This window comes from Mycobacterium sp., assembly GCF_044342925.1.
Taxonomy (GTDB): Bacteria; Actinomycetota; Actinomycetes; order Mycobacteriales; family Mycobacteriaceae; genus Mycobacterium.
The window spans coordinates 1-24278 of sequence record NZ_JBIIOV010000028.1 but is presented as its reverse complement, the minus strand read 5'-3'; the positions used below and the strand labels follow the sequence as shown (position 1 = coordinate 24278).

Sequence of the window (24278 nt, the reverse complement as noted above, 5' to 3'; positions counted from 1 at the left end):
CTGCCAGTGCGTCGTCCAGCGCCCGGCGCAATTGCTCGGCCATCGGCGCCAGGTCGGCGCGGGTGGGAACCGAGTAGAAGCCGCCGAGGCGAACATTGACCGGGTGGATGCTGCGTCCGCCGATGAGTTCCATCAGCCGGTTGCCGGCCTTCTTCAGCGACAGGCCGCGCTCCACGGCCTCGCGATGCTCGCGGGCCACCGTGATGATGTCGGGCGCGCCGAGGAAGTCCGGGGCGTGCAGCAGGTAGATGTGCAGGGCGTGGCTGTGGATCCACTCCCCGCAGTACAGCAGTCGGCGCAGGGCCAACAGTTCGGGATCCAGGGTGGCGCCGCACGCGTCCTCGATGGCGTTGCAGGCGCTGACCTGGTAGGCCACCGGGCAGATGCCGCAGATGCGTGCGGTGATGTCCGGGGGTTCGGTGTAGGCGCGGCCGCGCAGGAAGGCTTCGAAGAACCGCGGCGGCTCGTAGATGTTGAGCTCGACGAGTTCCGGTATGCCGTCACGCAGTTCGACGCGCAGCGCGCCTTCGCCCTCCACCCGGGTCAGCGCGCCGACGCGCAAGGTCCGAGACGACTCCGTCATTGCTGATCCCGTTCGTCTTCGAACTGGGTGACGTTGTAGGTGTCGAAGACCTGGTCGACGTCACGGGCGGACAGGCCGTCGCGGCGCAGCAGCGGGATCATCGCCCCCATGTTGGGGGTGGCCATCGGCCCGAAGCAGCCGTAGCAGCCGCGGTGGTGACGCGGGCACAGCGCCCCGCAGCCGGCGTGGGTGACCGGGCCGAGGCAGGCGATGCCCTCGGCGACGGTGACGCAGGTGACCCCGGCGCGTTTGCACTCGGTGCACACGGTGGCCGTCGGCAGCCGGGGTTTGCGCCCGACCAGGAGAGCGGCCAGCGTGTCGAGCAACTGACGCCGATCGATGGGGCAGCCGCGCAGTTCGTAATCCACCGGCACATGCGCTGACGCCGGGGTGGAGGTGGCCAGGGTCTGGATGTAGTCGGGACGGGCGTAGACCACCGAGGCGAATTCGGCGACATCGGCGAAGTTGCGCAGCGCCTGGATGCCGCCGGCGGTGGCGCAGGCCCCGATCGCGACGAGAACCCTTGACTGGGAACGAATCTCGGTGATCCGGCGTTCGTCGGCGGGGGTGGTGATGGACCCTTCGACCAGGGAGACGTCGTAGGGGCCGGCGACGACGGCGCTGGACGCCTCGGCGAACACGGCGATGTGCATCTGGTCGGCCAGCGTGAGCAACTCGTCCTCGCAGTCCAGCACGGTGAGCTGGCATCCGTCGCAGGACGCGAACTTCCACACCGCCAGTTTTGGCGATTCCGAACCCATCAGAGCTCCTCGACTGCCAACAGGGGCTGGGCCACGTCATAGCCCACCACGGGGCCGTCGCGGCAGAGCAGCACCGGGCCGAGCTGGCAGTGCCCGCACCAGCCGACGCCGCACTGCATATTGCGCTCCAGCGACAACCGGATGTCGCTGGGCGCAATTCCTTTGTCCAGCAGAGCGTTGGCACTGTTGCGCATCATGAGTTCGGGGCCGCAGATGAAAGCGGTGGTGCGGCCGGGTCGCAGGCTCAGCCGGCGCAGCGGTTCGGTGACGAAGCCGGTTTCCCCGGGCCAGCCCTGGATGGGGACGTCGACGGTGCGGTGCACCTCCACCGCCGGATCGCGTTCCCAGCCGGCCAGTTCGGCTGCGTAGAGGAAGTCGGGCTCGGTGCGGGCTCCGGCGATGAGAACCACCCGCCCGTAGCGGTCGCGCTGGGCCAGCGCGGCTTCCACGACCGGTCGCAGCGGTGCCAGGCCGACCCCGCCGGCCACGATCACCAGGTCGTTGCCGACGGCGCTGTCCAGGCCCCAGTGGGTTCCGAAGGGGCCCCGCACACCGAGGGTGGACCCGGGTTCGGCGGCGCATACCGCGGCGCTGACCGCGCCGACCGACCGGATGGTGTGGATGATCGACCCGTCAGAAGGGATGGCGCCCAACGAGATCGCGATCTCACCCACCCCGAAGGCGTAGAGCATCATGAACTGCCCGGGCAGCGGCAGCGGCAGCACGTCGTTGACAGGATCGAGCCGTAGCGTCACCGAATCGGCGTTCTCGGCGGTGCGGGATCGCACCCGGTAAGGCACCGGCGTCATGGCATTGGCCGCCTGTGTCCGGACAGCCGTCTCAGTCATCGCCACGCTCCGCGTCGCACTCACGCTCGGTGGCGAACGTCGCCATCTCCTCGGTGATGTCGATTCCGGTGGGACACCAGGCGATACAACGGCCGCAGCCCACGCAACCCGAGCTGCCGAACTGGTCGTGCCAGGAGCTCAGCTTGTGGGTCAGCCAGTGCCGGTACCGGGACTCACCGGAGCGGCGCACCGGGCCCTCATGGATGAAGGTGAAGTCCAGCTCGAAGCACGAGGCCCATTCCATCCACCGCTCGGCGTGCTCGCCGCTCAGATCGGTCACCTCGGCGGTGGAGGTGCAGAAACAGGTGGGGCACACCATGGTGCAGTTGCCGCAGGTGAGGCAGCGGCTGGCAACCTCGTCCCAGTGCGGTGACTGGCGGGAGTCGATCAGCAGCCGGCGCAGGTCGGTCTCGGGCATCGCCCGCCCCATCTGGGTTGCGGCGGCGGCGATATCGTCGGCGGCCGCCTGCCGCTCCCCCGGCTCGGCGGGGCGGTGCGGGGTCGCGTCCAGCACCTGCGCGCCGGCCTCGGTGCCCACCTCAACCAGATAGCTGGCCTCCTGGCCGTCGATCCGCTCGGTGAGGGCGAGGTCGTAGCGCGGCGGCGCAGCCGCGCCATCGGCCGAGCCGGACCGGCAGGCGGGGCCGGTGTTCATGGAAGCGCAGAAGCACAGCCCGCCGGGTTCGGTGCAGTTGACGGCGACGACGAACACCCCGTCACGCCGGGCGGTGTAGGCAGTGTCCGGATGGGCGCCGCCAGCGAGCACCCGGTCCAGCACCGCGATACCGGCCAGGTCGCAGGCGCGCACACCGAGGAACGCGTACCGCGGAGCGGGGTCGTCTTCGCCTGTCGAGTTGCCGGACTCGTTGCCGGACGGGTCGGACGACCAGACCCGCTGGCGCGGCGGGTGCAGGAACTGTTTCCACGACTGCGGCCCGGCGGAATGCCCGAAGGCGGCCCGGTCGTCGCGAGCACGGACCCGGTAGGTGCCGGGTGCCACGTCCACGCCCCAGCCGTACGGAAGTTCCTCGGCGCCGGCGATCTCGTCGAGCACGATGGCGTTGTCCCGCAAGGTCGGGCCCACCACCCGGTAACCGCGCCGGCGCAACTCGGCCACGAGGTTATCCAGTCCGACACTGTCGATGACCGCGTGTGCCATCACCCCATGGTGCCCGAATCATCCGCCGAGCGCGCGGGGCCTAAGTTCACCGGCGATCAGAGGGTGAGTTTCAGGACCCCGGGTGCGGGGTCGTGGCCGAGCTGGTGGGCCAGAACGTCGTCGACGGATGCCTGACGGAACCGGTGGCCGAGTGCCTCCAGCACCGCGGGGGTGACCCGCTGGTTGGCTTCGGCCAGCTCGGTGGCGCCCTGCTTGCCGAGCAGCAGCCGCGGGCCGAACGACGGCACCGGGAGCAGCGCGGGGCGGCGCAGGGTGGACGCCAGCACCTTGGTGTACTCGGCATTGCGCACCGGGTTGGGCGCGACCGCGTTGACCGGGCCGGTCAGCCGGTTGTCGTAGATCGCGCGGTAGTAGATGTCGAGCATGTCGTCGATGCCGATCCAGGACAGCCACTGCCGGCCGCTGCCCAGCCGTCCGCCCAGGCCGGCGGCGAACAACGGCCGCAGCAGCTTCAGGGTGCCGCCCGCTGCGGACTGGATGATCCCGGTGCGCACCAGCACGACCCGGCGCCCGGCGTCCGCGGCCGGCCGGGTGGCCGCCTCCCAGTCCGCGACCACGTCGGCCAGGAAACCTTTGCCGCGGGGGCTGCTTTCGTCAAGCACCTGCTCGCCGCAGTCGTGGCCGTAGTAACCGATCGCCGAGGCGCTGACGAACACCCCGAAACCCGGGGTCTCCGCGGCGATCTCGGCGAGCCGACGGGTCGGCTCGACCCGCGATGCACGGATGGCCCGCCGATGTGCCTCGGTGAACCGTCCCGCGATGGACTCCCCCGCCAGGTGCACCAGCGCGTCCACGCCGGAGAGCAGATCGGGCGCGGGATTGCTGGGGTCCCAACGCCTTTCGTTGTCTCCGGTCGGCTCGCCGCGGACCAGGCGGATGACCCGGTGACCGCCGGTGGACAGGAACGCGGACAGCGCGGTGCCGACCAGTCCGGACGCCCCGGTGATGGCGACGACGAGTTGTCCGGCGCCGGCCTGGGCCGCGTCGCGGTGCGCGGCGAGGTCCTCGGCAAGCTGGCGGTGCCGGTAGGCGAACGTCGAGCGCAGCGCGGCACCCGGAACGGTGGTGTCGACCTCGTCGAGCACCCGGGTCCGGCCCGGGCCGTCCTCGTCGTACTTGTGGGTGTGCCGCCACCAGCCGATCACCCGGGGCGGCATGGTCATCAGCCCGTCGGAAGACAGCACGTCGACGAACTGGTTGGGCGGGTGGTAGCCCGCCGGATCGTGCTTGGCGATCCAGCGCAATCCGCCGGGCAGGCCGAGGATCGCGGTGCCGTCGGCCAGCGACTCGGTCTCCTTGACCACGCGCATCGGCTGCCACGGCGGCACCAGCCGGCGCATCGCTCCGGGGCGGGTGTGCCAGGCGAACACCTCATCAATCGGGTGGTCGACGGTACTGGCGTACTCAATTCCCATCAGTGGTGTCACTCCGATCTAGGGTGTTCCAGGGCTCGTCGTGCGCCAGAGTGCTGCCGGTGTCGTCGCTCTCGACGTAGGTGTAAGTGGTGGCGGTGTCGTCGCTCTCGACGTAGGTGTAAGTGGTGGCGGTGTCGTCGCTCTCCACATAGGTGTAGGTCACCGTCTCGGCAGCCTGGACCTCCGGTTCGTCGCTGACGTCGGCAACCGTGTCCGCCATACGATCGTCACCGACGGCCTCGTCGTGGGGCTGGTCGACGGCCTCGTCGTAGGACTGTTCGACGACCTCGTCGTAGTCGTCGTCGACATCGGCGGCCACGTAGTCCTCGCTGACGGTGTGGACCGCTGCCACCTCGGCAGGTTCGGGGTACTCCGGTTCATCGTCGCTGACGGTGTCGTAGTCGGGCTCGTCGTAGACGACCTCGTCGGGATAGTCCTCGACACCCGCCGTGTCGTCGTATTCCTCTGGCGCATCAAGGAATTCGCTGGACTCGACTTCTTCGGACTCGACTTCTTCGGACTCGACTTCTGCGGACTCGACTTCTGCGGCCGGTTCCGGTGCGATCACCGGTTCGATCACCTCGGTGGTCTCCACCGCTTCGATGACCTCGGTCGTGGCGCCGACCACACCCCCGCCTACACCCCCGGCCACACCTGCCGCCGGCACGACCGCACGCCGACTGGTCCGCTCCCGGATGGCGTCGAACACCAGGAGCAGGACGCCCAGAGCGCTGGCTCCGATGCACACCCACGCCAGAAGTTCATTGCTGGTGACGACCGCAGTTACCAGGGCGGCAAGACCGATGACGGCCAGCACCGAGGCAACGATCAGCATGGTGCTGCCATCCCCGCCGCACGACGATCAAGCCGCTGGTTCGCGCGTGTTCCGTCAGCTCTCACCAGCGGGCCCGTACCGGTTGCCCTACTGGTACTGCGTGTAACCGACGTCGCCGGTATCGACGGGTGCGGCCGAGCCGCGCTGACCCAGCTCCTCGAGTTGAGACTCGAGGTAGGTCTTCAGACGGGTGCGGTACTCGCGCTCGAAGGTGCGCAACTGCTCCAGCCGGCCTTCCAGCACGGTCCGCTGCTGGTTGATGGTGCCCATCACCTCGGTGTGCTTGCGCTCGGCGTCGGCCTGCAGGATGTCGGCCTTCTCCTGAGCCTGACGCAGCTGCATCTCCGAGCGGCTCTGGGCGTCGGCCAGCATGGCGTCCGCCCGCTGCCGGGCCTCGGTGACCGTGGTGTCGGCGATGTAGCGCGCCTCGGAGAGAATCTGGTCGGCACTCGCCTGAGCGTCGGCGACCGTCTTGTCCGCCTCGGCCCGGGCCGTGGAGGTCAACCGGTCCGCGGTGTCCTGAGCGAGGCTGAGCACACGGGCAGCCTTGAGCCCCTGATCATCGTTGGCGCCCGTGGCCTCCACCACGACCGGCTGCTGCACAACCGGCTCGGGCTCGGGCTGGTAGAGCGGGATCGCCTGGGTGTGCTCCATGCCGGAACGCGCTGACACCAGTTCGCTGTCCAACTCGCTCACTCGCTGACGCAGATCGGCGTTCTCTTCCAGCAGCCGGGCGAGCTCAGTCTCCACCAAGTCGAGGAAGGCATCGACCTCGTCCTCGTTGTAGCCACGCTTGCCGATGGGCGGCTTGCTGAACGCCACATTGTGCACGTCGGCCGGTGTGAGTGGCATTATTGCCCCTTCCGATCTCGGACGGTGGTTTAAGACCGTTTAGCAGTGTAGAACGAGTTCAGGGAACGTTCTGAACTGTAACTGGCGTCCATCCTGTCACACCAGACCCGCGGGTTGCAGCCATGCGCGGAATTAAGAACGAATTTCAGAGATTTCCCAATTCCGCTCCGCGGCGCGAATCGCTGGCCCGCGCACGTCATACCGCGGCGCCGAATGCCAACTGCATGCCGAGAAACGCCAGTAAAAGCAGCACCATGATGGAGAAGTCCAGCCGGACCGCACCGATGGTGAGCTGCGGAATGATCCGCCGCAGCAGCTTCACCGGCGGATCGGTGACGGTCATGATGACCTCAAGAATCACCACGGTGATGCCGCGCGGCTGCCAGTCCCGACTGAACGAGCGGATGAACTCCACCACGATCCGGGCGATGAGCAGCAACCAGAACAGGAACAGCGCGAAGCCCAGCAATTCGAAGAACAGCTTCACCGAAGAACGGTTCCTTATCTCGGGTGTGGCAGCGGACAGGGCGACCGTCAGCCTACCCACTGCGGGCCGGTGGCCCGCAGTGGCCGCCGCTTCACTGGTAGCTGTAGAAACCGGCTTCGGCGATGCGGCGGCGCTCTTCAGCGGTGACGTCGACATCGGCCGGCGCCAGCAGGAAGACCTTGGTGGCCACCTTGTCGAACGAACCGCGCAGCGCGAACGCCAGGCCGGCGGCGAAGTCAACCAGGCGCTTGGCGTCGGCGTTGTCCATCGAGACCAGGTCCATGATCACCGGCTGGCCGTCGCGGAAACGCTCGCCGATGGTGCGGGCCTCGTTGTAGTCCTTGGGGCGAAGGGTGGTGATCTTCGACAGCGGGCTGCCCTCTTCGAACATCATCGCCATCCGGCGCGGGTCCATGGCCAGGGCTCCGCGGGTCGAGCCGCGCAGCGAGCCCAGCCGCGGGGCGGTCGGACGGTCGAACTCACGCGTACGGAACCGCGGCTCGTCGGCATAGCCGCCGGCGCGGAATCCGCCGGTCGGCGGATAGTCGGCCTCGTGGTCGTCGTAGTGCGGCTCGTCGTAGCGCCCGCCGGCGCGGACATCGTCGTAGCGGCCCCCACCGCGGATGTCGGCACGGGGTTCGACGCGGGGATCAACGCGGGGATCGACGCGGGGATCGTCGTAAGCCTCGTCGGCGAAGCGGTCGGCGCGACGCCCGAAGCCGCGGCCACGGGGGGCGGCGGTGTCGTCGCGCTCGTCGTCGTAGTACTCGTCCTCATAGTCGTCCATCGGCGCCATGCCGAAGTAGGCCTTGACCTTATGCAGAGTGCTCATCCGCGGACCCTTCTGAAGCTGAACCTGAGTGTCTGGTGGTGCTGATGTTCGTGATGAACTTGTGACTGGAGTGACTACTCAGGGAGACGTTAGAGGACGTTTGCCCATTAACGCCGTTCCGACACGCACGCATGTCGAGCCGTGTCGCACTGCCGCCTCGAGGTCATCGGACATACCGGCCGACAACTCCTTGGCCCCGGGATGAATCTGCCGAACGCGGTGATGCTCGGTTGCCAGCGCGGTGAAAGCGAGATCGGGATCAACACCCAGCGGCGGCACCCCCATCAGGCCTACTAAGTGCAGGGCCGGCGATTCGGCGACCTGCGCACACAACCCGTCCACCGCGGACGGGTCGCCGATGTCCACCCCGCCGCGGCTGGTGTCACCGTCCAGGCTGATCTGCACGAATACCCGCAGCGGCCGGGTCCGCCGGCCGTCGGCCAGCGCCGAGGCGGCACCGCTGTCCAACGCGGCGGCCACCGCTTCGGTGGATACCGAGTGCACCGTATCCGCCCATGCCGCAATGCTTTTAGCCTTATTGCGCTGAATCTGGCCCACCATGTGCCAGTGCGCCGGGCCGGGCTGCGCTGCGGTGACGATCAACCGGTCGAACTCGGCGATCTTCGCCGCGGCCTCCTGGTCGCGGGACTCCGCGAAGGATCGGCAGCCCAGTCGCCAGAGGATCGCCACGTCGCTGGCCGGGAAGAACTTGGTGACCGGAAGCAGGGTGATGTCCTCCACCGAACGCCCGGCCGCCTCGGCGGCCCGGGCCAGCCGGACCCGAACCGACGCCAGCCCGGCGGTCAGTTCGGTGACGCGGTCGCCGTCGGCAACGCCGTCACCCCCCGACATGTCACTGCCCGCCACGTCACTGCATCCAGATCAGGGAGGCCAGCCGGCCGGTCGGATTGTCGCGGCGGTGACTGAACAGTGCGGGGTCGGCGACGGTGCAGCGACGGTCGATGTCGATGGCGGTCACGCCGGCGCCGGCGAGTTGACGGGCGATGCCGGCCCGCAGGTCCAGCGCGGACGTCCCGCGCGGGGTGGTGGTGCGACTGCCCGCCAGGGTGGCCTCCACCGCGGCGGCCATCTCCTCGGGCACCTCGTAATTCGGGCCGCTGACCGCCGGGCCCAGCAGCACTGAGACATCCTGCGGCCGCGCACCCAGGGCGATCATCGCCTCCAGGGTCCGAAGCACCACACCGTTGGCCGCGCCGACCCGGCCGGCGTGGGCGGCGCCCACCACTGCGGCTCGGGCGTCGGCCAGCAGGACCGGCACGCAGTCGGCGGTCACCACGGCCAGCGCCAGACCGGGGACGCTGGTCACCAGCGCGTCGGTGGAATCGAACGGGGTATCGCGAGGCCCGTCGACGACCTCGACGTGATCGCCGTGCACCTGATTCATCCAGATCACATGGTCGGCCGGCACCCCGATGGACGATGCCAGCCGGTTGCGGTTGGCGGCCACCGCCGCGGGGTCGTCACCGACGTGGTCACCGAGGTTGAACGAGTCGTACGGCGGTGCCGAGATCCCGCCGGCGCGGGTGGTGGTGACCCGACGGATCCGAACAGCCACCGATCAGTGCCGCATGAAGGGCGGCACGTCCACGTCGTCGTCATCGTCGCCGAAGGGCGACGAACCGTTGGTCCGCGCCGAGACACCGGCCAGCGGCTCCAGCTGTTCGAACAACGGTGAGTTGACCACATGCCCGGCGGCGGCCGGCGCGAAGGTGTGGGTGGTGGTGATCGTCGGCGGCGGCACCGGGACGGCGGTCACCTGCGGTGCTTCGACGACGGTCTCGGCGACGGCGGTGGTGGCCGGGCCGGTGGTGGCCTCGCCGATGATGATCGGCCTGCGGTTACCGCTGTTGGCGTCGAAGCCGGCAGCGATGACGGTCACCCGCACCTCGTCACCGAGCGAGTCGTCGATGACGGTGCCGAAGATGATGTTGGCATCGGAGTGCGCGGATTCCTGCACCAGCGAGGCGGCTTCGTTGATCTCGAAGAGCCCGAGGTCGCTGCCGCCCGCGATGGACATCAGCACACCCTGGGCGCCCTCCATCGAAGCCTCCAGCAGCGGGGAGTTGATGGCCATCTCGGCGGCCTTGAGCGCGCGGCCGTCGCCGCGCGCCGAACCGATGCCCATCAGCGCGGTGCCGGCGCCGCTCATGACGCCCTTGACGTCGGCGAAGTCGACGTTGATCAGGCCCGGCGTGGTGATCAGGTCGGTAATGCCCTGGACGCCGTTGAGCAGTACCTCGTCGGCGCTGCGGAAGGCGTCCATCAGCGAGACGCCGGCGTCGCCCATCTGCAGCAGCCGGTCGTTGGGGATGACGATCAGGGTGTCGCAGCTCTCCCGCAGGGCGGTGATGCCGGCCTCGGCCTGTCCGGCGCGCCGCTTGCCCTCGAAGGAGAACGGCCGGGTGACCACACCGACGGTGAGCGCGCCGAGCTTGCGGGCGATGTTGGCGACCACCGGCGCACCGCCGGTGCCGGTACCGCCACCCTCGCCGGCGGTGACGAAGACCATGTCGGCCCCGCGCAGCAGTTCCTCGATCTCGTCCTTGGCGTCCTCGGCGGCCTTGCGGCCGACATCGGGATCGGCGCCGGCGCCCAGACCGCGGGTGGACTCCCGGCCGACGTCGAGCTTGACGTCGGCGTCGCTCATCAGCAGCGCCTGGGCGTCGGTGTTGATGGCGATGAACTCGACACCCTTGAGTCCCTGCTCGATCATCCGGTTGACGGCGTTGACGCCGCCACCGCCAATGCCAACAACCTTGATGACGGCGAGGTAGTTATGCGGTGGGGTCATCGGTGGGTCTCCTCCGTGCTGGGGACTCTATGGGGCTAGGAGCTGCAGCGACTTCCCTGGTCTCAACCCTCAACCTCAACCAGAGGCTTAGAGTTATGTCAAGTTGTTCGCGTACTGGGAACCGTAGGACCGGCTCGTCACGGATTGGGGAGGCGCGCCCGCGTGTCGTCTGAAATTTCCGCGCTGATGTTTTCCACCGCGGCCCGCTACTTGACGGTGGGCAGGTCCGGGCTGGAGACGTCGTAGACGCGACCCGGCTGGGTCAGCAGGGCGGTGAGCTTCTCGGCCTTCTCGTCGGTGCGGTCGGTGGTTCCCCACACCACGGTGCGGCCGTCGAGCAGCGTCAGGGTGATCGAGGCCACCGAGGGCGCGGCGATCCGGCCCACCTGGGCGACCACCTCCGGGCGCAGGGCGGTCATCACCTCCAGCGCGGCCTTGGTCGGCGGGTCGGCCGGGCCGGGATTGTCGACGTCGATGTAGGCCAGACCCGGCGGCGGCGGCGCGACGGCGAAGTCCACCCCGTCGCGGTCGAACAGGTGCGGGCCGTCCGGGAAGTCCTTGACCACGACGGGGATTCGCTCGGCGATGGTGATGCGGATCGCCGACGGGTATTCGCGGCGGACCCGGGCGCTGGCCACCCGGCGGATACCGGCCACCCGGTCGGCCACCTCGTCGGTGTCGATCTGCAGCAGCGGAGTGCCGATCCGGATCTGGGCAGCCTCGATGACTTCCTCCCGGGTGATCGCGCCGGTGCCGGTGTCTGTGCCGGTGACTGTGCCGGTCACGACGAGGTACCGCGCCGACATCAGCGGGGTGAAGTACAGCACCAGGCCCAGTGCGACGCTCAGCACGGTCAGCAGGATCAGCCGGATCAGGAACTTCAGCCCCTTGACGCTGCCGGTGGTCAGCCGGTCCGGCGGGCCGGACTCCTGCCCGCGGGCCCGGCGCTTGGCCTCCCGGCGAGCCTGCTCGATGGCCATCGCCCGCTGCTGGACCGCACGGCGCTCGGCGCGTTCCCGGCGCGCCCGCCGGCGCGGGCCCTCCGGGTCGCCGGCCGCTTCGGCCTTGGCGGCGGCCGCCGGCCCGGCGGCGGTCTCATCGGCCTGCCCCGCCTGACGGGGCGCGTCGGCGTCGGGATCCGCCGGGGCTGGTGCGTCCGGGTCGGCGTCCAGGTCGGGGTCAAAGTCGGGGTCAAAGTCGGCGTCAAAGTCGGGGTCCAGGTCGGCGTCCAGGTCGGCGCCAAAGTCGGCGTCAAAGTCGGCGTCAAAGTCGGGGTCCAAGTCGGCGCCGGCTGCGTGCGGGTCGGGCGGGACTCCGCTCACCGTGGCCCGCCCGGCTCACCGGCCCGTGAGCTCAGCGCCGCGATGATCTCCGGTCCGAGCAGGGTCACATCCCCGGCGCCCATGGTGACCACCACGTCCCCGGGCCGCACCGCGGCGGCGACCTGCCCGGCGACCGAGGAGAAGTCCGGCAGGTAGCGCACCGGGGAGGTGACGTGCTCGACGATGCTCGCGCCGCTGACGCCGGTCAGCGGCTGTTCGCGGGCGGCGTAGACGTCGAGGACGAAAATCAGATCGGCGATGTCCAGCGCGGCGGCGAACTCACGGGCGAAAGCCTTTGTGCGCGAGTACAAGTGGGGCTGGAACACGACGATGCTGCGGCCCCCCGCACTGCTGCTCCGGCCGGTGGGGTCCTGTTCGGCGACCGTCTTCAGCGCCGTCAGGGCGGCCCGCACCTCGGTCGGATGGTGGGCGTAGTCGTCGAAGACCCGCACGCCGTGTGCGGTGCCGACCAGTTCGAACCGCCGGCGCACACCTTCGAACCCGGCCAGCGCGTCCAGGACGTCCTGGACCGGGGCGCCGGCCTCGACCGCGGCCAGCAGCGCGGCCAGCGCATTGAGCGCCATGTGCCGTCCCGGCACCGCCAGGCGCATGGTGCGCGGGTGCTCCTCCCCCGCGAGCTGGACGTGGGCGACCGCACCGGTGCCGTGCTGCTCCCAGCTGACCAGCCGACCGGCCAGGTCGGCCGCCGGATCGTCCGATGATTCGACAGAGCCGTAGCGCAGCACCCGGACGCCGAGTGCGGCGCTGCGGTCGGCCAGCGCGGCCGCCCCCGGATCGTCGGCGCACACCACCACCGCGCCACCGGGCGCCAACTGCTCGACGAACTGGTCGAAGACAGCGGTGTAGGCGTCCGGCGTGCCGAAGAAGTCGAGGTGGTCGGCTTCAATATTGGTGACCACGGCCACGTCGGGGTGGTACTCCAGCAGCGACCCGTCGCTCTCGTCGGCCTCGGCGACGAACACCTCGCCGCTGCCGTGGTGGGCGTTGGTGCCGGCCTCCCCCAGGTCGCCGCCCACCGCGAACGACGGGTCGAATCCGCTGTGCTGCAACGCCACGATCAGCATCGAGGTGGTGCTGGTCTTACCGTGGGTGCCGGTGACCATCAGGGTGCGGTGCCCGGCCATCAGTTTGGCGAGCACGGCGGGCCGCAGGATCACCGGAATGGCCCGGCGCCGGCCCTCCACCAGTTCGGGGTTGGTCTTCGGGATGGCGGCGTGGGTGGTGATCACCGCGGTCGGACCGCCGGGCAGCAGGTTGAGGTTGGCCGCGTCGTGTCCGATGGCGATTGTGGCGCCGCGGGCCCGCAGGGCCGCCACCCCGCGGGATTCCTTGGCATCCGACCCCGATACCAGGGCGCCGCGGTCGAGCAGGATCCGGGCGATGCCCGACATGCCGGCACCGCCGATGCCGACCAGGTGCACCCGTTGCAGTTCGGGTGGCAGCGCGGGACTCATCGTCGCGCCGCCTTCCCGGCAGATGCCACCTCGAGCACGATCTCGGCGATCCGGCGGGCGGCGTCGCGGTGCCCTGCCCGGGCCGCCGCCGCCGTCATCGCGTCCAGCCGCTGCGGATCGGTGATCAGCCGCACCACTTCGTCGGCGACGAAAGCCGGTGTCAGCTCGGCGTCGTCGATCAGCAGGCCGCCGCCGGCGTCGACCACCGGCAGGGCGTTGAGACGCTGTTCGCCGTTGCCGATCGGCAGCGGCACGTAGACCGCCGGCAGACCGACCGCGGACACCTCGGCGACGGTCATCGCTCCGGACCGGCAGATTGCCAGGTCGGCTGCGGCGTAGGCCAGGTCCATCCGGCTCAGGTACGGAACCGCGACGTAGGGCGGGTCGCCGGGCGCGGGGGCGGGCAGTTCGAGGGTGTTCTTGGGGCCGTGGGCGTGCAGCACCGACACTCCCGCGGCGGCGAGTTGGGGCGCGGCAGCCGAGACGGCCCGGTTGATCGAGGCGGCGCCCTGGGAACCGCCGAACACCAGCAGCACCCGGGCGTCGTCGGCGAAGCCGAAATGCGCACGGGCCTGCGCGCGCAGAGCGGCCCGGTCCAGGTCGGTGATCGATGCCCGCAGCGGCATCCCGACCGTCTCGGCGTGCGGCAGTCCGGAGTCCGGCACCGCGGCCAGCACCCGGCGGGCGAAGCGAGCGCCCAGCCGGTTGGCCAGCCCGGCGCGGGCGTTGGCCTCGTGCACGACGATCGGGACACCCTGGCGGGCAAGAGCGAAGCGACCAGGGAATTTGCCCTGCCTAGCGGACAGGTAGGCCGGCACCGCGACGTAGCCGCCGAAGCCGACCACCACATCGGCGTCGACGTCGGCCAGCACGGCCCGGGTCTCGCGGACCGAGCGGCGGATCCGCATCGGCAGCCGCAGCAGATCGCCGTTGAGCTTGCGGGGCAGCGGAACCGGGGTCACCAGGCGCAGGTCGTAGCCGCGTTCGGGCACCAGCCGGGTCTCCAACCCGCGTTCGGTGCCCAGCGCGGCGATCCGGATACCCGGCCGCAGCGCCGTGAGCGCGTCGGCGACCGCCAAGGCCGGTTCCACATGGCCGGCGGTGCCACCGCCGGCCAGCAGCACCGACACGGTGCCGTCACCCGGTGGCGTAACGCCGATGCCCGAGCCGCGGCGGCCCGACCCGCCGTCGACCCCAGAGACACTCACCCGTGACGCTGACCTTCCAGTGCGCGGGGCCGCCGTGGCTGGCCGTTCCCCTGCCGCACACGGCCCTGTGCCGCGGCGGAACGCCTCTGCGGTGCGGAAGCTTCATGATTCGCGCGCCGAGGGGCGGGTGCGTCATGATTCGCGCGCCGAGAGGCGCCTCCATGATGCCCTGTCTCACGCGGGGCGCCGTGCGCTGTCCCCGCTTTCGCCGTCCGCCGGCCCGGTGGCGGCTGCTCGACATTGCGGGGCCGCCTGCCCGGTTTGGCACCCGGCTTACCCGCCGGCCTGGCCGGCTTGGGAGCCGGCTTCGGCGCCTCCGGGCGCGACCGCAACCGGTCCCGCAGCACCTCGACCCGGCTGGGCAGGTAGGGCTCCGGCAGCGGCAGCCGCAGCAGGCGGTTCATCCGGTCGTTCTGGCCGGCCCGCAGCGCGGCCACCGCGTCGGGCTCGTGCCGGGCCGCATTGGTCATCAGACCGATCATGAACAGCGTTGTGGCCGTGGAGGTTCCGCCCGCCGAGATGAGCGGCAGCTGGATGCCCGTGACAGGCAGCAGGCCGATCACGTAGCCGACGTTGATGAACACCTGACCGATGACCCAGGCAGTGGCGGTGGCGGTCAACAGCCGCAGGAACGGGTCGGCCGATCGCTTGGCGATCCGCATCCCGGTGTAGGCGAACAACCCGAACAGGCACAGCAGACCGAAGGCCCCGATGAAGCCGAGTTCCTCGCCGATGATGGCGAAGATGAAGTCGTTGTGGGCGTTGGGCAGATAGTTCCACTTCGCGGTGCCCTGGCCCAGACCGTCACCGAAGACACCGCCGTTGGCCAGCGCGAATTTGGCCTGGCGGGCCTGATAGCCCGCACCCTGGGCGTCCGCGCTGGGATCGAGCCAGGAGCGCACCCGGTCGGAGCGGTAGCCCGCCGAGACGGCAAGCACCGCCGCGGCGGACATGGCGGCCAGCAGGGAGCTGATGAAGACCTTCAGCGGGAGCCCGGCGAACCACAGCAATGCCAGCAGGATGATGCCCAGCGACACCGTCTGACCGAGGTCGGGCTGCGAGACGATGAGCGCCAGCGCGATCACCGCGGCCGGGATCAACGGGATAAGCATCTCGCGCAGGCTGGCCCGTTCCAGGCGTCGGGCGGCCAGCAGGTGCGAGCCCCACACGACGAACGCGATCTTGGTCAGCTCGGAGGGCTGCATGGACAGCCCGCCGAAGACGAACCAGCCGCGGGTTCCGTTGGCGACGGTGCCGATGCCCGGGATGAGGACCGCCACCAGCATGACGATGGTCACTGCGAACGCGGAAAACGCCGTCGCCCGCAGGAACCACACCGGCAGCCGCAGCGCCAGCCAGCAGGCGAACAGCCCCACGCCCGCCCACATCAGCTGGCGGATGAAGATCGACCACGGCGAGCCGTCCTCGTCGTAGGAATGCACGCCGGACGCCGACAGCACCATGATCAGACCCAGAATCACCAGCAGGGTGGCCACCGACACCATCAGGTGAAACGACGTCATCGGCCGGGCCAGCCAGGCGCCGAACTTCGCCGGCGGCACGAGGCGAGCCTTCATCGTGGCGGTCCTGCTGTTCGTCGCCGCTGCCGGCGCCGCCGTCGCGGCGGGTGTCGCCGCATCGTCGTGCGCGCCGTCGCCGGGAGTGCCCGGCCCGGCGGCCCGGCGTGCCAGCCGGGACCACAGCGTGCCCATGGCGCTAGTTGGCCCCACTCGCGGCGCGGACCGCTTCGGCAAACGCATCGCCACGGTCTCCGTAGCCGCTGAACTGGTCGAAGGACGCTCCGGCCGGGGCCAGCAGGACGGTGTCCCCGGCGCGGGCCAAGCCGGCTGCGGCGGCGACGACCTCGGTCATCACCCGCCGGCCGAGGCCGGGTCCGGCGGCATCGATCACCCGAGTCCCATAAGCAACAACCGACTCATTGGTCTCATGCACCACAGCATCCTCCCCCGCCACAACCTGGATGACGGGCACATCGGGTGCGTGTCGCGATAACGCCTCAGCGAAGACGGCGCGGTCCTGGCCGATCAGCACCGCCCCGGCCAGCCGGTCAGCCACCCGGGCCACCGTCTGGTCCACCGCGGCCCCCTTGAGCAGGCCGCCGGCCACCCAGACCACCCGCGGGTAGGCCAGGATCGACGCTTCCGCAGCGTGCGGGTTGGTGGCCTTAGAGTCGTCGATGTAGCGCACCCCGTCGATCTGCCCGACGGGCTCGGCGCGGTGCCGGCCCACCCGGAACCCGGCCAGCGCCGCGGCGATGGCCGTGGCGGGAACACCCACCGCCCGGGCCAGCGCCGCCGCCCCGAGCGCATCGAGCACGCCCACCGGGCCGGCCACCGGAATCGTGTCGACATCGGCCAGCACCAGGTCCCCACCAAATTCACTGGCGAACGCCCGGTCGACCAGCGCGCCCTCGCGCACGCCCAGTTCGCCGGCCGCCGGCTCGCCCAGCCGGAAACCGGCCTTGACCGGCGCAGCGGCACCGTCGAGCAGCGCGCGGGCCGCGGGGTCGTCGACGCCGGCCACCGCCACCCGGCCGTCCAGGGCGCGGGCCTTGGCGGCGGCGTAGGCCGCAAAGGTGCAGTGCCAGTCCAGATGATCCTCGGCGACGTTGAGCACCGCGCCGGCCGCCGGGCGCAGCGACGGCGCCCAGAACAGTTGGAAGCTGGAGACCTCTACCGCCAGCACCTCCGACGGGCGGTTCAGCACATCCAGCACGGGCTCGCCGATGTTGCCGCACAGCACCGCCCGGCGGCCGTCGGCGATGAGCATGTCGTAGAGCATGGACGTGGTGGTGGTCTTGCCGTTGGTGCCGGTGACCACCAGCCAGTGCCGCGGCGGGCCGTACCGGCCCGCGGCGTCCAGTCGCCAGGCGAGTTCCACATCACCCCAGATCGGCACCCCTGCCGCAGCCGCGGCTGCCAGCACCGGGGCTGTCGGGGGAAAACCGGGGCTGGTCACCACCAGGTCGAACTCACCGGCCCGCGCGATCGCCTCGTCGGGCGCGAGGCTGGTCACGTCGCCCAGCGCGCGGGCGGCCGCCGGGTCGTCATCGACGACCGACAGCGCAACGTCCCAGGACGCCAGCGCGGCGACGATGGCCCGGCCGGTGACCCGAGCGCCGGCGACCAGGACGCGGGCACCGGGTGCCAGCAGCGACAGGTCAGTCTCCAGGTCAGGCTCCAATGGCCGACAGCCACTCGCCGTAGAACAGCCCGACCCCCAGTCCGCAGGCGATGGCGGTGAGCAACCAGAACCGGATGATCACCGTGGTTTCGGCCCAGCCGACCAGTTCGAAGTGGTGGTGGAACGGCGCCATCCGGAACACCCGCCGGCCGGTGGAGCGGAACGCGATGATCTGGATCACCACCGAGGTGACCTCGGCCACGAACAGCGCGCCCAACACGACGGCGAGCACTTCGGTGCGGCTGGTGACCGACAGCCCGGCGATGATGCCGCCCAGCGCCAGCGATCCGGTGTCGCCCATGAAGATCTTGGCCGGGGCCGCGTTCCACCACAGGAAGCCGGTGCACGCGCCGGCGGTGGCGGCGGCGAGCAGTGCCAGGTCCAGCGGATCGCGGACGTTGTAGCAACCGACCCCGGGGGCGGTGGCGCAGGCGTTGCGGTACTGCCAGAAGGTGATCAGCACGTAGGCCGAACTGACCATGGCCATGCTGCCGGCGGCCAGCCCGTCCAGGCCGTCGGTGAGGTTCACCGCGTTGGACCAGGCGCTGACCAGGACCACGACGAACAGCACGAACAGCACCGGCGGCAGTGCGACGGTGGAGATCTCCCGCACGTAGGACAGCTGGTCGGATGCCGGGGTGAGTCCGTCGGAGTTGGCGAACTGCAGCACCAGGACGCCGAACAGCAGCGCGGAGACGATCTGGCCGAGCGTCTTGGCAGTCTTGTTCAGGCCCAGGTTGCGGGCGCGCCGGATCTTGATGATGTCGTCGAGGAATCCCACGATGCCCAGCGAGGTGGCCAGCCCAAGGACCAGCAGCCCGGAGGCCGACGGACCCTGGCCGTCCAGCGCCAGACCCACCAGGTGGCTGCCGAAGTAGCCGGCCCAGATACCGGCCAGGATCGCCACACCGCCCATCGACGGGGTGCCCCGTTTGGTGTGGTGGCTGGGCGGACCGTCCTCGCGGATCTCCTGGCCGAAGCCCTGCTTGGTGAACAGCCGGATCAGCGTCGGCGTCAGCAGGATGGAGACCGCCAGGGCGATGCCGACCGCGATCAGCACCTGCCTCACGTCGCGCCCACCAATGCTTCGGCCAACGCACCCAACCCGGCCGCGTTGGACGCTTTGACCAGCACGACGTCCCCGGGCGCGAGTTCGGCGCGCAGCAGCTCCAGCGCGGCGTCGGCGTCGGGAACCATGGTCGACTCCGACCCCCAGGAACCCTCCATGACCGCCCCGTGGTGCATGGCGCTCATAGGCCTCCCAGTTCCGACGACGACGAGCCGACTGATATCTAAGCGCACCGCCAGCCTTCCGACACGGTCGTGTTCGGTTATCGACTCATCGCCCAGTTCGCCCATCTCGCCCAGGACCGCCCAGCTGCGGCGCCGCCCGTCCGCACTGGAGCGGGCCATCACAGCCAGCGCCTGCAGACCGGCCCGCATGGAGTCGGGGTTGGCGTTGTAGGCGTCATTGATGACGGTCACCCCGTCGGCCCGGGTATGCACCTCCATCCGGTGCCGCGACGCCGAGGCGGCGCCGCCGAGTGCGTCGGCGACCTGCTGCAGGCCGGCGCCGCATTCCAGCGCCACCGCCGCGGCCGACAACGCGTTGCCCACCTGATGTTCGCCGTGCACGGCCAGCGCGACATCCACCGATCCGCCGGCGGTGTGCAGGGTGAAGCGCGGCCGGGCCAGCTCGTCGAGCTCGACGTTCTCGGCCCGCACGTCGGCGTTCGGGCTGCGGCCCACCCGCACCACCCGGGCCGCCGTCTGATCGGCCATGGCGGCGACCATCGGGTCGTCGACATTGAGCACCGCCACTCCCGACGACGGAACCGCTTGCACCAGTTCGGCTTTGGTGGTGGCGATCACTTCCCGGGATCCGAACTCCCCCAGGTGCGCGGTGCCGACGTTGAGAACCACCGCGATGGACGGCGGTGCGATCGCGGCCAGCGCGGCGATGTTGCCGGGGTGCCGCGCCGACATCTCCAGCACCAGGAAGTCGGTGTCGCGGGTGGCCCGCAGCACCGTCCACGGATGGCCCAGTTCGTTGTTGAACGATCCGGGCGGTGCCACCACCTCCCCGAGCGGGCACAGCACCGCGGCGACGAGGTCCTTGGTGGAGGTCTTGCCCGACGACCCGGTGATACCCACGATGCGCAGGCCGCCCGCCACCAGATCGGCGGCCACCACTCCGGCCAGCCGGGCCAGTGCGGCAAGCACCGCGGCGCCGGACCCGTCAGCGTCGTGTTCGAGCACCCCGGCGTGCGCGTCGGCAGCATCGGCGGGGGGCACCACGATGGCCGGAACCCCGACCGGGCGGGCGGCCAGCACCGCCACCGCACCGGCCGCGACCGCGCCGGCGGCGAAGTCGTGGCCGTCGGAGCGGGCTCCGGGCAGGGCAAGGAACAACCCGCCGGGGGTGACGGCACGCGAGTCGAACTCCACGGTGCCGGTGATGCGGGTGGCCGCCGCGTCCGGCGGGCTGATGTCGGCCAACCGGCCGCCGACGATCTCGGCGATCTGCGCGACGGTCAGGTCGATCACCGCGACATCCTTTCCAGGGCTTGAGCGAGTACGTCGCGGTCGTCGAACGGCCGGGTCTGGCCGCCGCCGGTCTGGCCGCTCTCGTGGCCCTTGCCGGCGATCACCACCACGTCGCCGCGGCGGGCCCAGCCGACGGCATGGGCGATCGCCGCCCGCCGGTCGGCGATCTCGACCACCTCAGCGTCGCGGCTCGCATCGCCGATGCGCCGCGCCCGCGCCGCACCGGCGACAATGGCCGCCCGGATCGCCGCCGGGTCCTCGTCGCGCGGGTTGTCGTCGGTGACCACCACCAGATCGGCCAGTTCCGCGGCCACCTCCCCCATCGGCCCGCGCTTGCCGGCGTCCCGGTTGCCGCCCGCCCCGAATACCACCGCCAGCCGGCCCTCAGGTCGGCGCAGGGTGTGCAGAACCGCCTGCAGCGCACCGGGTTTGTGCGCGTAGTCGACGACCGCGAGGAAGTCCTGACCGCGGTCGATGAGTTCCAGCCGTCCGGGCACCGTGGCGCTCCGCAAGCCCGGCGACGCCTGCTCGGGCGAGATACCGACGGCGTCCAACATGGCCAGGGCGAGCAGCGCGTTGGCGACGTTGTAGCGGCCGGGCAGCCCGATCCGCAGCCGGTGATGCACGCCGGCCGGATCGACGGCGGTGAATTCCTGTAGACCGCTCATCAGTTCGGCGACGTCGGAGACCGTCCAGTCCGCCGGGCGACCTTCGGCGCTCAGGGTGACAGCGGTGTCCGCGCGGGCGGCCATGGCCCGCCCGGCGTCGTCGTCGACGCACACCACCGCCGACACCGCGTGCACCGGCGATGCCGGGTCGAACAGCTTGGCCTTGGCGTCGAAGTAGGCCTCCATGGTGGGGTGGAAGTCCAGGTGGTCGCGAGAAAGGTTCGTGAAACCGCCTACGGCGAAACGAATTCCGTCCACCCGACCGAGTTCCAGGGCGTGACTGGACACCTCCATCACCGCGGTGTCGACACCCGCTTCGAGCATCACCGCCAGCAGGGCCTGCAGGGCGGGGGCTTCCGGGGTGGTCAGCGCGCTGGGGACGTCGATACCGGCAATGCGGACTCCGACCGTGCCGATCATGCCGACGGTGCGGCCGGCCGCCCGCAACCCGGCTTCGATCAGGTGCGTGGTGGTGGTCTTGCCCGATGTGCCGGTGACGCCGAGCACCGTCAGCCGCTCCGAGGGCCGGCCGTACACCTCGGCGGCCAGGCTGCCGAGCACCGCCCGCGGGGACGAATGCACCAGCACCGGGACCGGCGCCGGGTCGCCCAGCAGCCGGTGGATCGTCGCCGCGCCGTCGGGATCGGTGAGCACGGCGACCGCCCCGGATTCGAGCGCGGCCGGGGTGAACTCGGCGCCGTGGGCGGTGGCGCCGGGCAGCGCGGCGAACAGGTCGCCGGGGGCGGCGTCCTGGGCGCGCAGGGTGACTCCGCGGATGCGAACGTCGGGCAGGCCGTCAGCGATGGCACCGTCGAGAGCCGCGCCGACGCCTGCGGCCAGGGCAGCCAGCGACACGCCAGGGGTGTGGCGGGGCCGCAGGACGGCATCTTTTCCCGGGTCGCTGCGCTCCTGCCCGCCGCTGGTCACCGCCGCCACCTCCATCAAGCCGATTCGGGATACACCCTATCCAGCGCAAGGCGCGACCCTACCGAGCGGAACGCCCACGATGAGTCAGGCGGCCTGCAGTGTCAGCGGCGGGACGGGCGGGGACAGCGGAACGTTCTCCCGCTGCATCAGCCATCCGGCGATGTTGTGGAACAGCGGCGCCGCGGAGTGGCCCGGCGTGCCGTCGGCGTTGCGGGACGGGGCGTCGAGCATCAGGCCGATCACGTAGCGCGGATCGTCGGCGGGGGCCATCCCGGCGAAGGTGATCCAGTAGACGTCGTCGTAGTAGCAGCCGCAGGCGGGGTTGATCTGCTGGGCGGTGCCGGTCTTGCCGGCCATCTGGTAGCCCTCCACCGCGGCGGCCGGGGCGGTGCCCTGCTGGGCTCCCATCGGGTCGCGCTGGACGACGGCGCGCAGCATGTCGCGCACCGTCCGGGCGGTCTCCGGGGACACCACCCGGATACCGTCGGGGCGCTTCTCCTCGGTGCGGGTGCCGTCCGCGGCGATGGTGGCTTTGACAATCCGCGGCAGAATCCGCAGGCCGTCGTTGGCGATCGCCTGGTACATCCCCGTCATCTGCAGCAGCGTCATCGAAAGGCCCTGCCCGATCGGCAGATTCGAGAAGGTGCTACCCGACCACTGGTCGATCGGCGGGACGATGCCGGCGCTCTCGCCGGGCAGGCCGACCCCGGTGCGCTGGCCCAGGCCGAACTTGCCGAGCATCTCGTAGAACCGTTCCGGGCCCAGCCGCTGAACCAGCATGAGGGTGCCGACGTTGGAGGACTTTCCGAAGATCCCGGTGGTGGTGTAGGGCATCACCCCATGCGGCCAGGCGTCGCGGATGTTGACCCCGCCCATACCGATCGACCCGGGCACCTGCAGCACCTCGCCGGGGTTGGACAGGCCGTTCTCGATGACAGCGGCGGCCGTCACGAGCTTGTTGACCGAGCCGGGCTCGAACGGCGAGGTGACCGGGAGGTTGCCGATCTGCCGGTGGGACTGCCGGCCGATGTCCTGGCTTGGGTCGAAGGTGGTGTCGTTGGCCATCGCCAGCACCTCACCGGTCTTGGCGTCGAGGACCACCGCCGAGACGTTACGGGCCCCGGAGAGGTCCCTGGCCTGCTGCACCTGCTGCTGGACGTAGAACTGAATGTCGTCGTCGAGGGTCAGTTGCACCGTGGACCCGTTGACCGCCTGGTGCCGGTTGCGGTAGCTGCCCGGTATCACCACCCCGTCGGAGCCGCGGTCGTAGGTGATGGACCCGTCGGTGCCGGCCAGCACCGAATCCATCGAATCCTCCAGGCCCAGTAGGCCGTGGCCGTCCCAGTCGATGCCGCCGACCACGTTGGCGGCCAGCGATCCGCCCGGATACTGACGGATGTCCTGCCGTTCGGCGCCGACCTCCGGGTACTTCTTGATCAGTGCCGAGGCGACCGCCGGGTCGACGGCCCGCGCGAGGTAGACGAAGGTCTCGTTGCTGCGCAGTTTCTTCAGCACGGTCGGGGCGTCGGGCTTGTTGTCCAGCGCGCCGGCGACATCGCGGGCGATGTCAGCCAGCCGCTGGTCGGGATCGGGTGCCGAGGGCGCCTTCTGCTTGGCCTCGGTCAGCTGCTTGCGGATCTTGGTGGGCTGGAAGGTCAGTGCCCGAGCCTCGGTGGTGAACGCCAGCTTCGCGAAGTTGCGGTCGACGATGGCGCCGCGCACGGCCTGCTCGACGTCGGTGACCTTCAGCTGCCCGGCGGCTTCAGCGCGCAACGTGGCCGCGCGGGGCACCTGCAGGTTGAACAGCTGGGCGGCGGCGGCGATCAGTGCTACGAAGATCACGATGTTGCCGACCCGGTACCGGTAGGCGAAGGACGACGTGCCCTGCGGAGTCTCGGTGGCCGTCCGGATCCGGCGGGTGTTCGCGGCATGGCCCTGGCCGGCGGTCACCGGCTGGGTGGTGGACGGCCGGACTCGGCGCGTCCCGTTGACCGACGGCGGTCCGGGCCGGCCGGCTCGACTCACCGCGGCCCTCCGCCAGCAATCACATCAGGAGTAACACCAGAAACAACAGGCACATCGGCAACTGTAGGTACCGGCGCTGCCGGCAGCGCCGCAGGCGGAATCGTCAGCGTGTCGCCGGGCTGCTGAACGGCCGGGGCCGCAGTGGCCTGTGCCGGCGGGACGGCGGGTCCGGGCAGCGCCGGCGTGCCGGGCAGTGCCCCGGCCGGAATGTGCGCGCTCGACGGGGCCGGCCCGACAGGAACCAGGACCGGAACCTCGGGCCCGGCCGGCACCGCGACCGCGCCGGGCATCGGGGCC

20 protein-coding genes and 2 pseudogenes are annotated in these 24278 nt (G+C 70.6%); all 22 read right to left on the bottom strand.

The window, feature by feature from the left end:
* The coding region (locus ADBZ6I_RS05095; RefSeq protein ID WP_526381502.1) for a nickel-dependent hydrogenase large subunit at positions 1 to 583 on the bottom strand (583 nt) is incomplete at its 3' end.
* Positions 580 to 1344 carry an NADH-quinone oxidoreductase subunit B family protein gene (locus ADBZ6I_RS05090; RefSeq protein ID WP_526381500.1) on the bottom strand — a complete coding sequence of 255 codons (765 nt, stop codon included), beginning with the start codon at positions 1342 to 1344 and terminating at the stop codon, positions 580 to 582. The genes ADBZ6I_RS05090 and ADBZ6I_RS05095, both read right to left, overlap by 4 nt.
* The gene (locus tag ADBZ6I_RS05085; RefSeq protein WP_526381498.1) at positions 1344 to 2192 is read right to left on the bottom strand and encodes an FAD/NAD(P)-binding protein; all 849 of its coding nucleotides are present in this window, start codon (positions 2190 to 2192) and stop codon (positions 1344 to 1346) included. Before ADBZ6I_RS05085 ends, ADBZ6I_RS05090 begins: the two co-directional genes overlap by 1 nt.
* A complete protein-coding gene (locus tag ADBZ6I_RS05080) occupies positions 2185 to 3351 on the bottom strand; it encodes a 4Fe-4S dicluster domain-containing protein (protein ID WP_526381496.1) in 1167 nt (388 codons plus the stop codon). The genes ADBZ6I_RS05085 and ADBZ6I_RS05080 overlap by 8 nt, the downstream gene beginning before the upstream one ends.
* Positions 3352 to 3407: 56 nt before the next feature.
* On the bottom strand, positions 3408 to 4787 hold the full coding sequence (locus tag ADBZ6I_RS05075; protein ID WP_526381512.1) for a TIGR01777 family oxidoreductase: 1380 nt from the start codon (positions 4785 to 4787) through the stop codon (positions 3408 to 3410).
* A 681-nt stretch (positions 4788 to 5468) separates the two neighbouring features.
* Positions 5469 to 5622, bottom strand: a pseudogene (locus ADBZ6I_RS05070) (hypothetical protein); the annotation flags it as partial.
* 87 nt (positions 5623 to 5709) lie between these two features.
* Positions 5710 to 6474: a DivIVA-like cell division protein Wag31 gene (wag31, locus tag ADBZ6I_RS05065; protein WP_526381494.1), complete on the bottom strand. Its 765-nt coding sequence runs from the start codon at positions 6472 to 6474 to the stop codon at positions 5710 to 5712.
* Positions 6475 to 6670: 196 nt separating this feature from the next.
* Positions 6671 to 6961: a YggT family protein gene (locus tag ADBZ6I_RS05060; protein ID WP_526381492.1), complete on the bottom strand. Its 291-nt coding sequence runs from the start codon at positions 6959 to 6961 to the stop codon at positions 6671 to 6673.
* A 91-nt stretch (positions 6962 to 7052) separates the two neighbouring features.
* The gene (locus ADBZ6I_RS05055) at positions 7053 to 7793 is read right to left on the bottom strand and encodes a cell division protein SepF (RefSeq protein ID WP_526381490.1); all 741 of its coding nucleotides are present in this window, start codon (positions 7791 to 7793) and stop codon (positions 7053 to 7055) included.
* Positions 7794 to 7871: 78 nt separating this feature from the next.
* Positions 7872 to 8645 carry a YggS family pyridoxal phosphate-dependent enzyme gene (locus ADBZ6I_RS05050; protein ID WP_526381510.1) on the bottom strand — a complete coding sequence of 258 codons (774 nt, stop codon included), beginning with the start codon at positions 8643 to 8645 and terminating at the stop codon, positions 7872 to 7874.
* Between the two features lie 16 nt (positions 8646 to 8661).
* Positions 8662 to 9369, bottom strand: a complete 708-nt coding sequence (pgeF, locus tag ADBZ6I_RS05045; RefSeq protein WP_526381488.1) for a peptidoglycan editing factor PgeF — start codon at positions 9367 to 9369, stop codon at positions 8662 to 8664.
* Positions 9370 to 9372: 3 nt separating this feature from the next.
* Positions 9373 to 10605 carry a cell division protein FtsZ gene (ftsZ, locus tag ADBZ6I_RS05040; RefSeq protein WP_526381486.1) on the bottom strand — a complete coding sequence of 411 codons (1233 nt, stop codon included), beginning with the start codon at positions 10603 to 10605 and terminating at the stop codon, positions 9373 to 9375.
* A 206-nt stretch (positions 10606 to 10811) separates the two neighbouring features.
* Entirely contained in the window at positions 10812 to 11825 is a 1014-nt protein-coding gene (locus ADBZ6I_RS05035; RefSeq protein ID WP_526381508.1) for a cell division protein FtsQ/DivIB, read from the bottom strand.
* Between the two features lie 98 nt (positions 11826 to 11923).
* Positions 11924 to 13402, bottom strand: a complete 1479-nt coding sequence (murC, locus tag ADBZ6I_RS05030) for a UDP-N-acetylmuramate--L-alanine ligase (RefSeq protein WP_526381484.1) — start codon at positions 13400 to 13402, stop codon at positions 11924 to 11926.
* Entirely contained in the window at positions 13399 to 14562 is a 1164-nt protein-coding gene (gene murG / locus ADBZ6I_RS05025; RefSeq protein ID WP_526381506.1) for an undecaprenyldiphospho-muramoylpentapeptide beta-N-acetylglucosaminyltransferase, read from the bottom strand. The genes murC and murG overlap by 4 nt, the downstream gene beginning before the upstream one ends.
* A 44-nt stretch (positions 14563 to 14606) precedes the next feature.
* Positions 14607 to 16322, bottom strand: coding sequence for a putative lipid II flippase FtsW (gene ftsW, locus ADBZ6I_RS05020; RefSeq protein WP_526381482.1), 1716 nt, complete (start codon positions 16320 to 16322; stop codon positions 14607 to 14609).
* 4 nt (positions 16323 to 16326) lie between these two features.
* Entirely contained in the window at positions 16327 to 17814 is a 1488-nt protein-coding gene (murD, locus tag ADBZ6I_RS05015) for a UDP-N-acetylmuramoyl-L-alanine--D-glutamate ligase (RefSeq protein ID WP_526381480.1), read from the bottom strand.
* A complete protein-coding gene (gene mraY, locus ADBZ6I_RS05010) occupies positions 17804 to 18883 on the bottom strand; it encodes a phospho-N-acetylmuramoyl-pentapeptide-transferase (RefSeq protein WP_526381478.1) in 1080 nt (359 codons plus the stop codon). The genes murD and mraY overlap by 11 nt, the downstream gene beginning before the upstream one ends.
* Entirely contained in the window at positions 18880 to 20361 is a 1482-nt protein-coding gene (locus tag ADBZ6I_RS05005; protein WP_526381476.1) for a UDP-N-acetylmuramoyl-tripeptide--D-alanyl-D-alanine ligase, read from the bottom strand. Before ADBZ6I_RS05005 ends, mraY begins: the two co-directional genes overlap by 4 nt.
* A complete protein-coding gene (locus ADBZ6I_RS05000) occupies positions 20358 to 21971 on the bottom strand; it encodes a UDP-N-acetylmuramoyl-L-alanyl-D-glutamate--2,6-diaminopimelate ligase (RefSeq protein ID WP_526381474.1) in 1614 nt (537 codons plus the stop codon). Before ADBZ6I_RS05000 ends, ADBZ6I_RS05005 begins: the two co-directional genes overlap by 4 nt.
* Before the next feature lie 69 nt (positions 21972 to 22040).
* A complete protein-coding gene (locus tag ADBZ6I_RS04995; protein WP_526381504.1) occupies positions 22041 to 23906 on the bottom strand; it encodes a peptidoglycan D,D-transpeptidase FtsI family protein in 1866 nt (621 codons plus the stop codon).
* 71 nt (positions 23907 to 23977) lie between these two features.
* A pseudogene (locus ADBZ6I_RS04990) lies at positions 23978 to 24278 on the bottom strand (hypothetical protein); the annotation flags it as partial.

What these genes read in the sequence shown, in the direction of transcription:
- ftsW (WP_526381482.1), bottom strand. Translation starts at nt 16,322, where the DNA reads ATGGGCACGCTGTGGTCCCGGCTGGCACGCCGGGCCGCCGGGCCGGGC.
- murC (WP_526381484.1), bottom strand. Translation starts at nt 13,402, where the DNA reads ATGAGTCCCGCGCTGCCACCCGAACTGCAACGGGTGCACCTGGTCGGC.
- ftsZ (WP_526381486.1), bottom strand. Translation starts at nt 10,605, where the DNA reads ATGACCCCACCGCATAACTACCTCGCCGTCATCAAGGTTGTTGGCATT.
- ADBZ6I_RS05050 (WP_526381510.1), bottom strand. Translation starts at nt 8,645, where the DNA reads ATGTCGGGGGGTGACGGCGTTGCCGACGGCGACCGCGTCACCGAACTG.
- wag31 (WP_526381494.1), bottom strand. Translation starts at nt 6,474, where the DNA reads ATGCCACTCACACCGGCCGACGTGCACAATGTGGCGTTCAGCAAGCCG.
- ADBZ6I_RS05090 (WP_526381500.1), bottom strand. Translation starts at nt 1,344, where the DNA reads ATGGGTTCGGAATCGCCAAAACTGGCGGTGTGGAAGTTCGCGTCCTGC.
- ADBZ6I_RS05075 (WP_526381512.1), bottom strand. Translation starts at nt 4,787, where the DNA reads ATGGGAATTGAGTACGCCAGTACCGTCGACCACCCGATTGATGAGGTG.
- ADBZ6I_RS05080 (WP_526381496.1), bottom strand. Translation starts at nt 3,351, where the DNA reads ATGGCACACGCGGTCATCGACAGTGTCGGACTGGATAACCTCGTGGCC.
- ADBZ6I_RS05055 (WP_526381490.1), bottom strand. Translation starts at nt 7,793, where the DNA reads ATGAGCACTCTGCATAAGGTCAAGGCCTACTTCGGCATGGCGCCGATG.
- ADBZ6I_RS05000 (WP_526381474.1), bottom strand. Translation starts at nt 21,971, where the DNA reads ATGGAGGTGGCGGCGGTGACCAGCGGCGGGCAGGAGCGCAGCGACCCG.
- ADBZ6I_RS05085 (WP_526381498.1), bottom strand. Translation starts at nt 2,192, where the DNA reads ATGACTGAGACGGCTGTCCGGACACAGGCGGCCAATGCCATGACGCCG.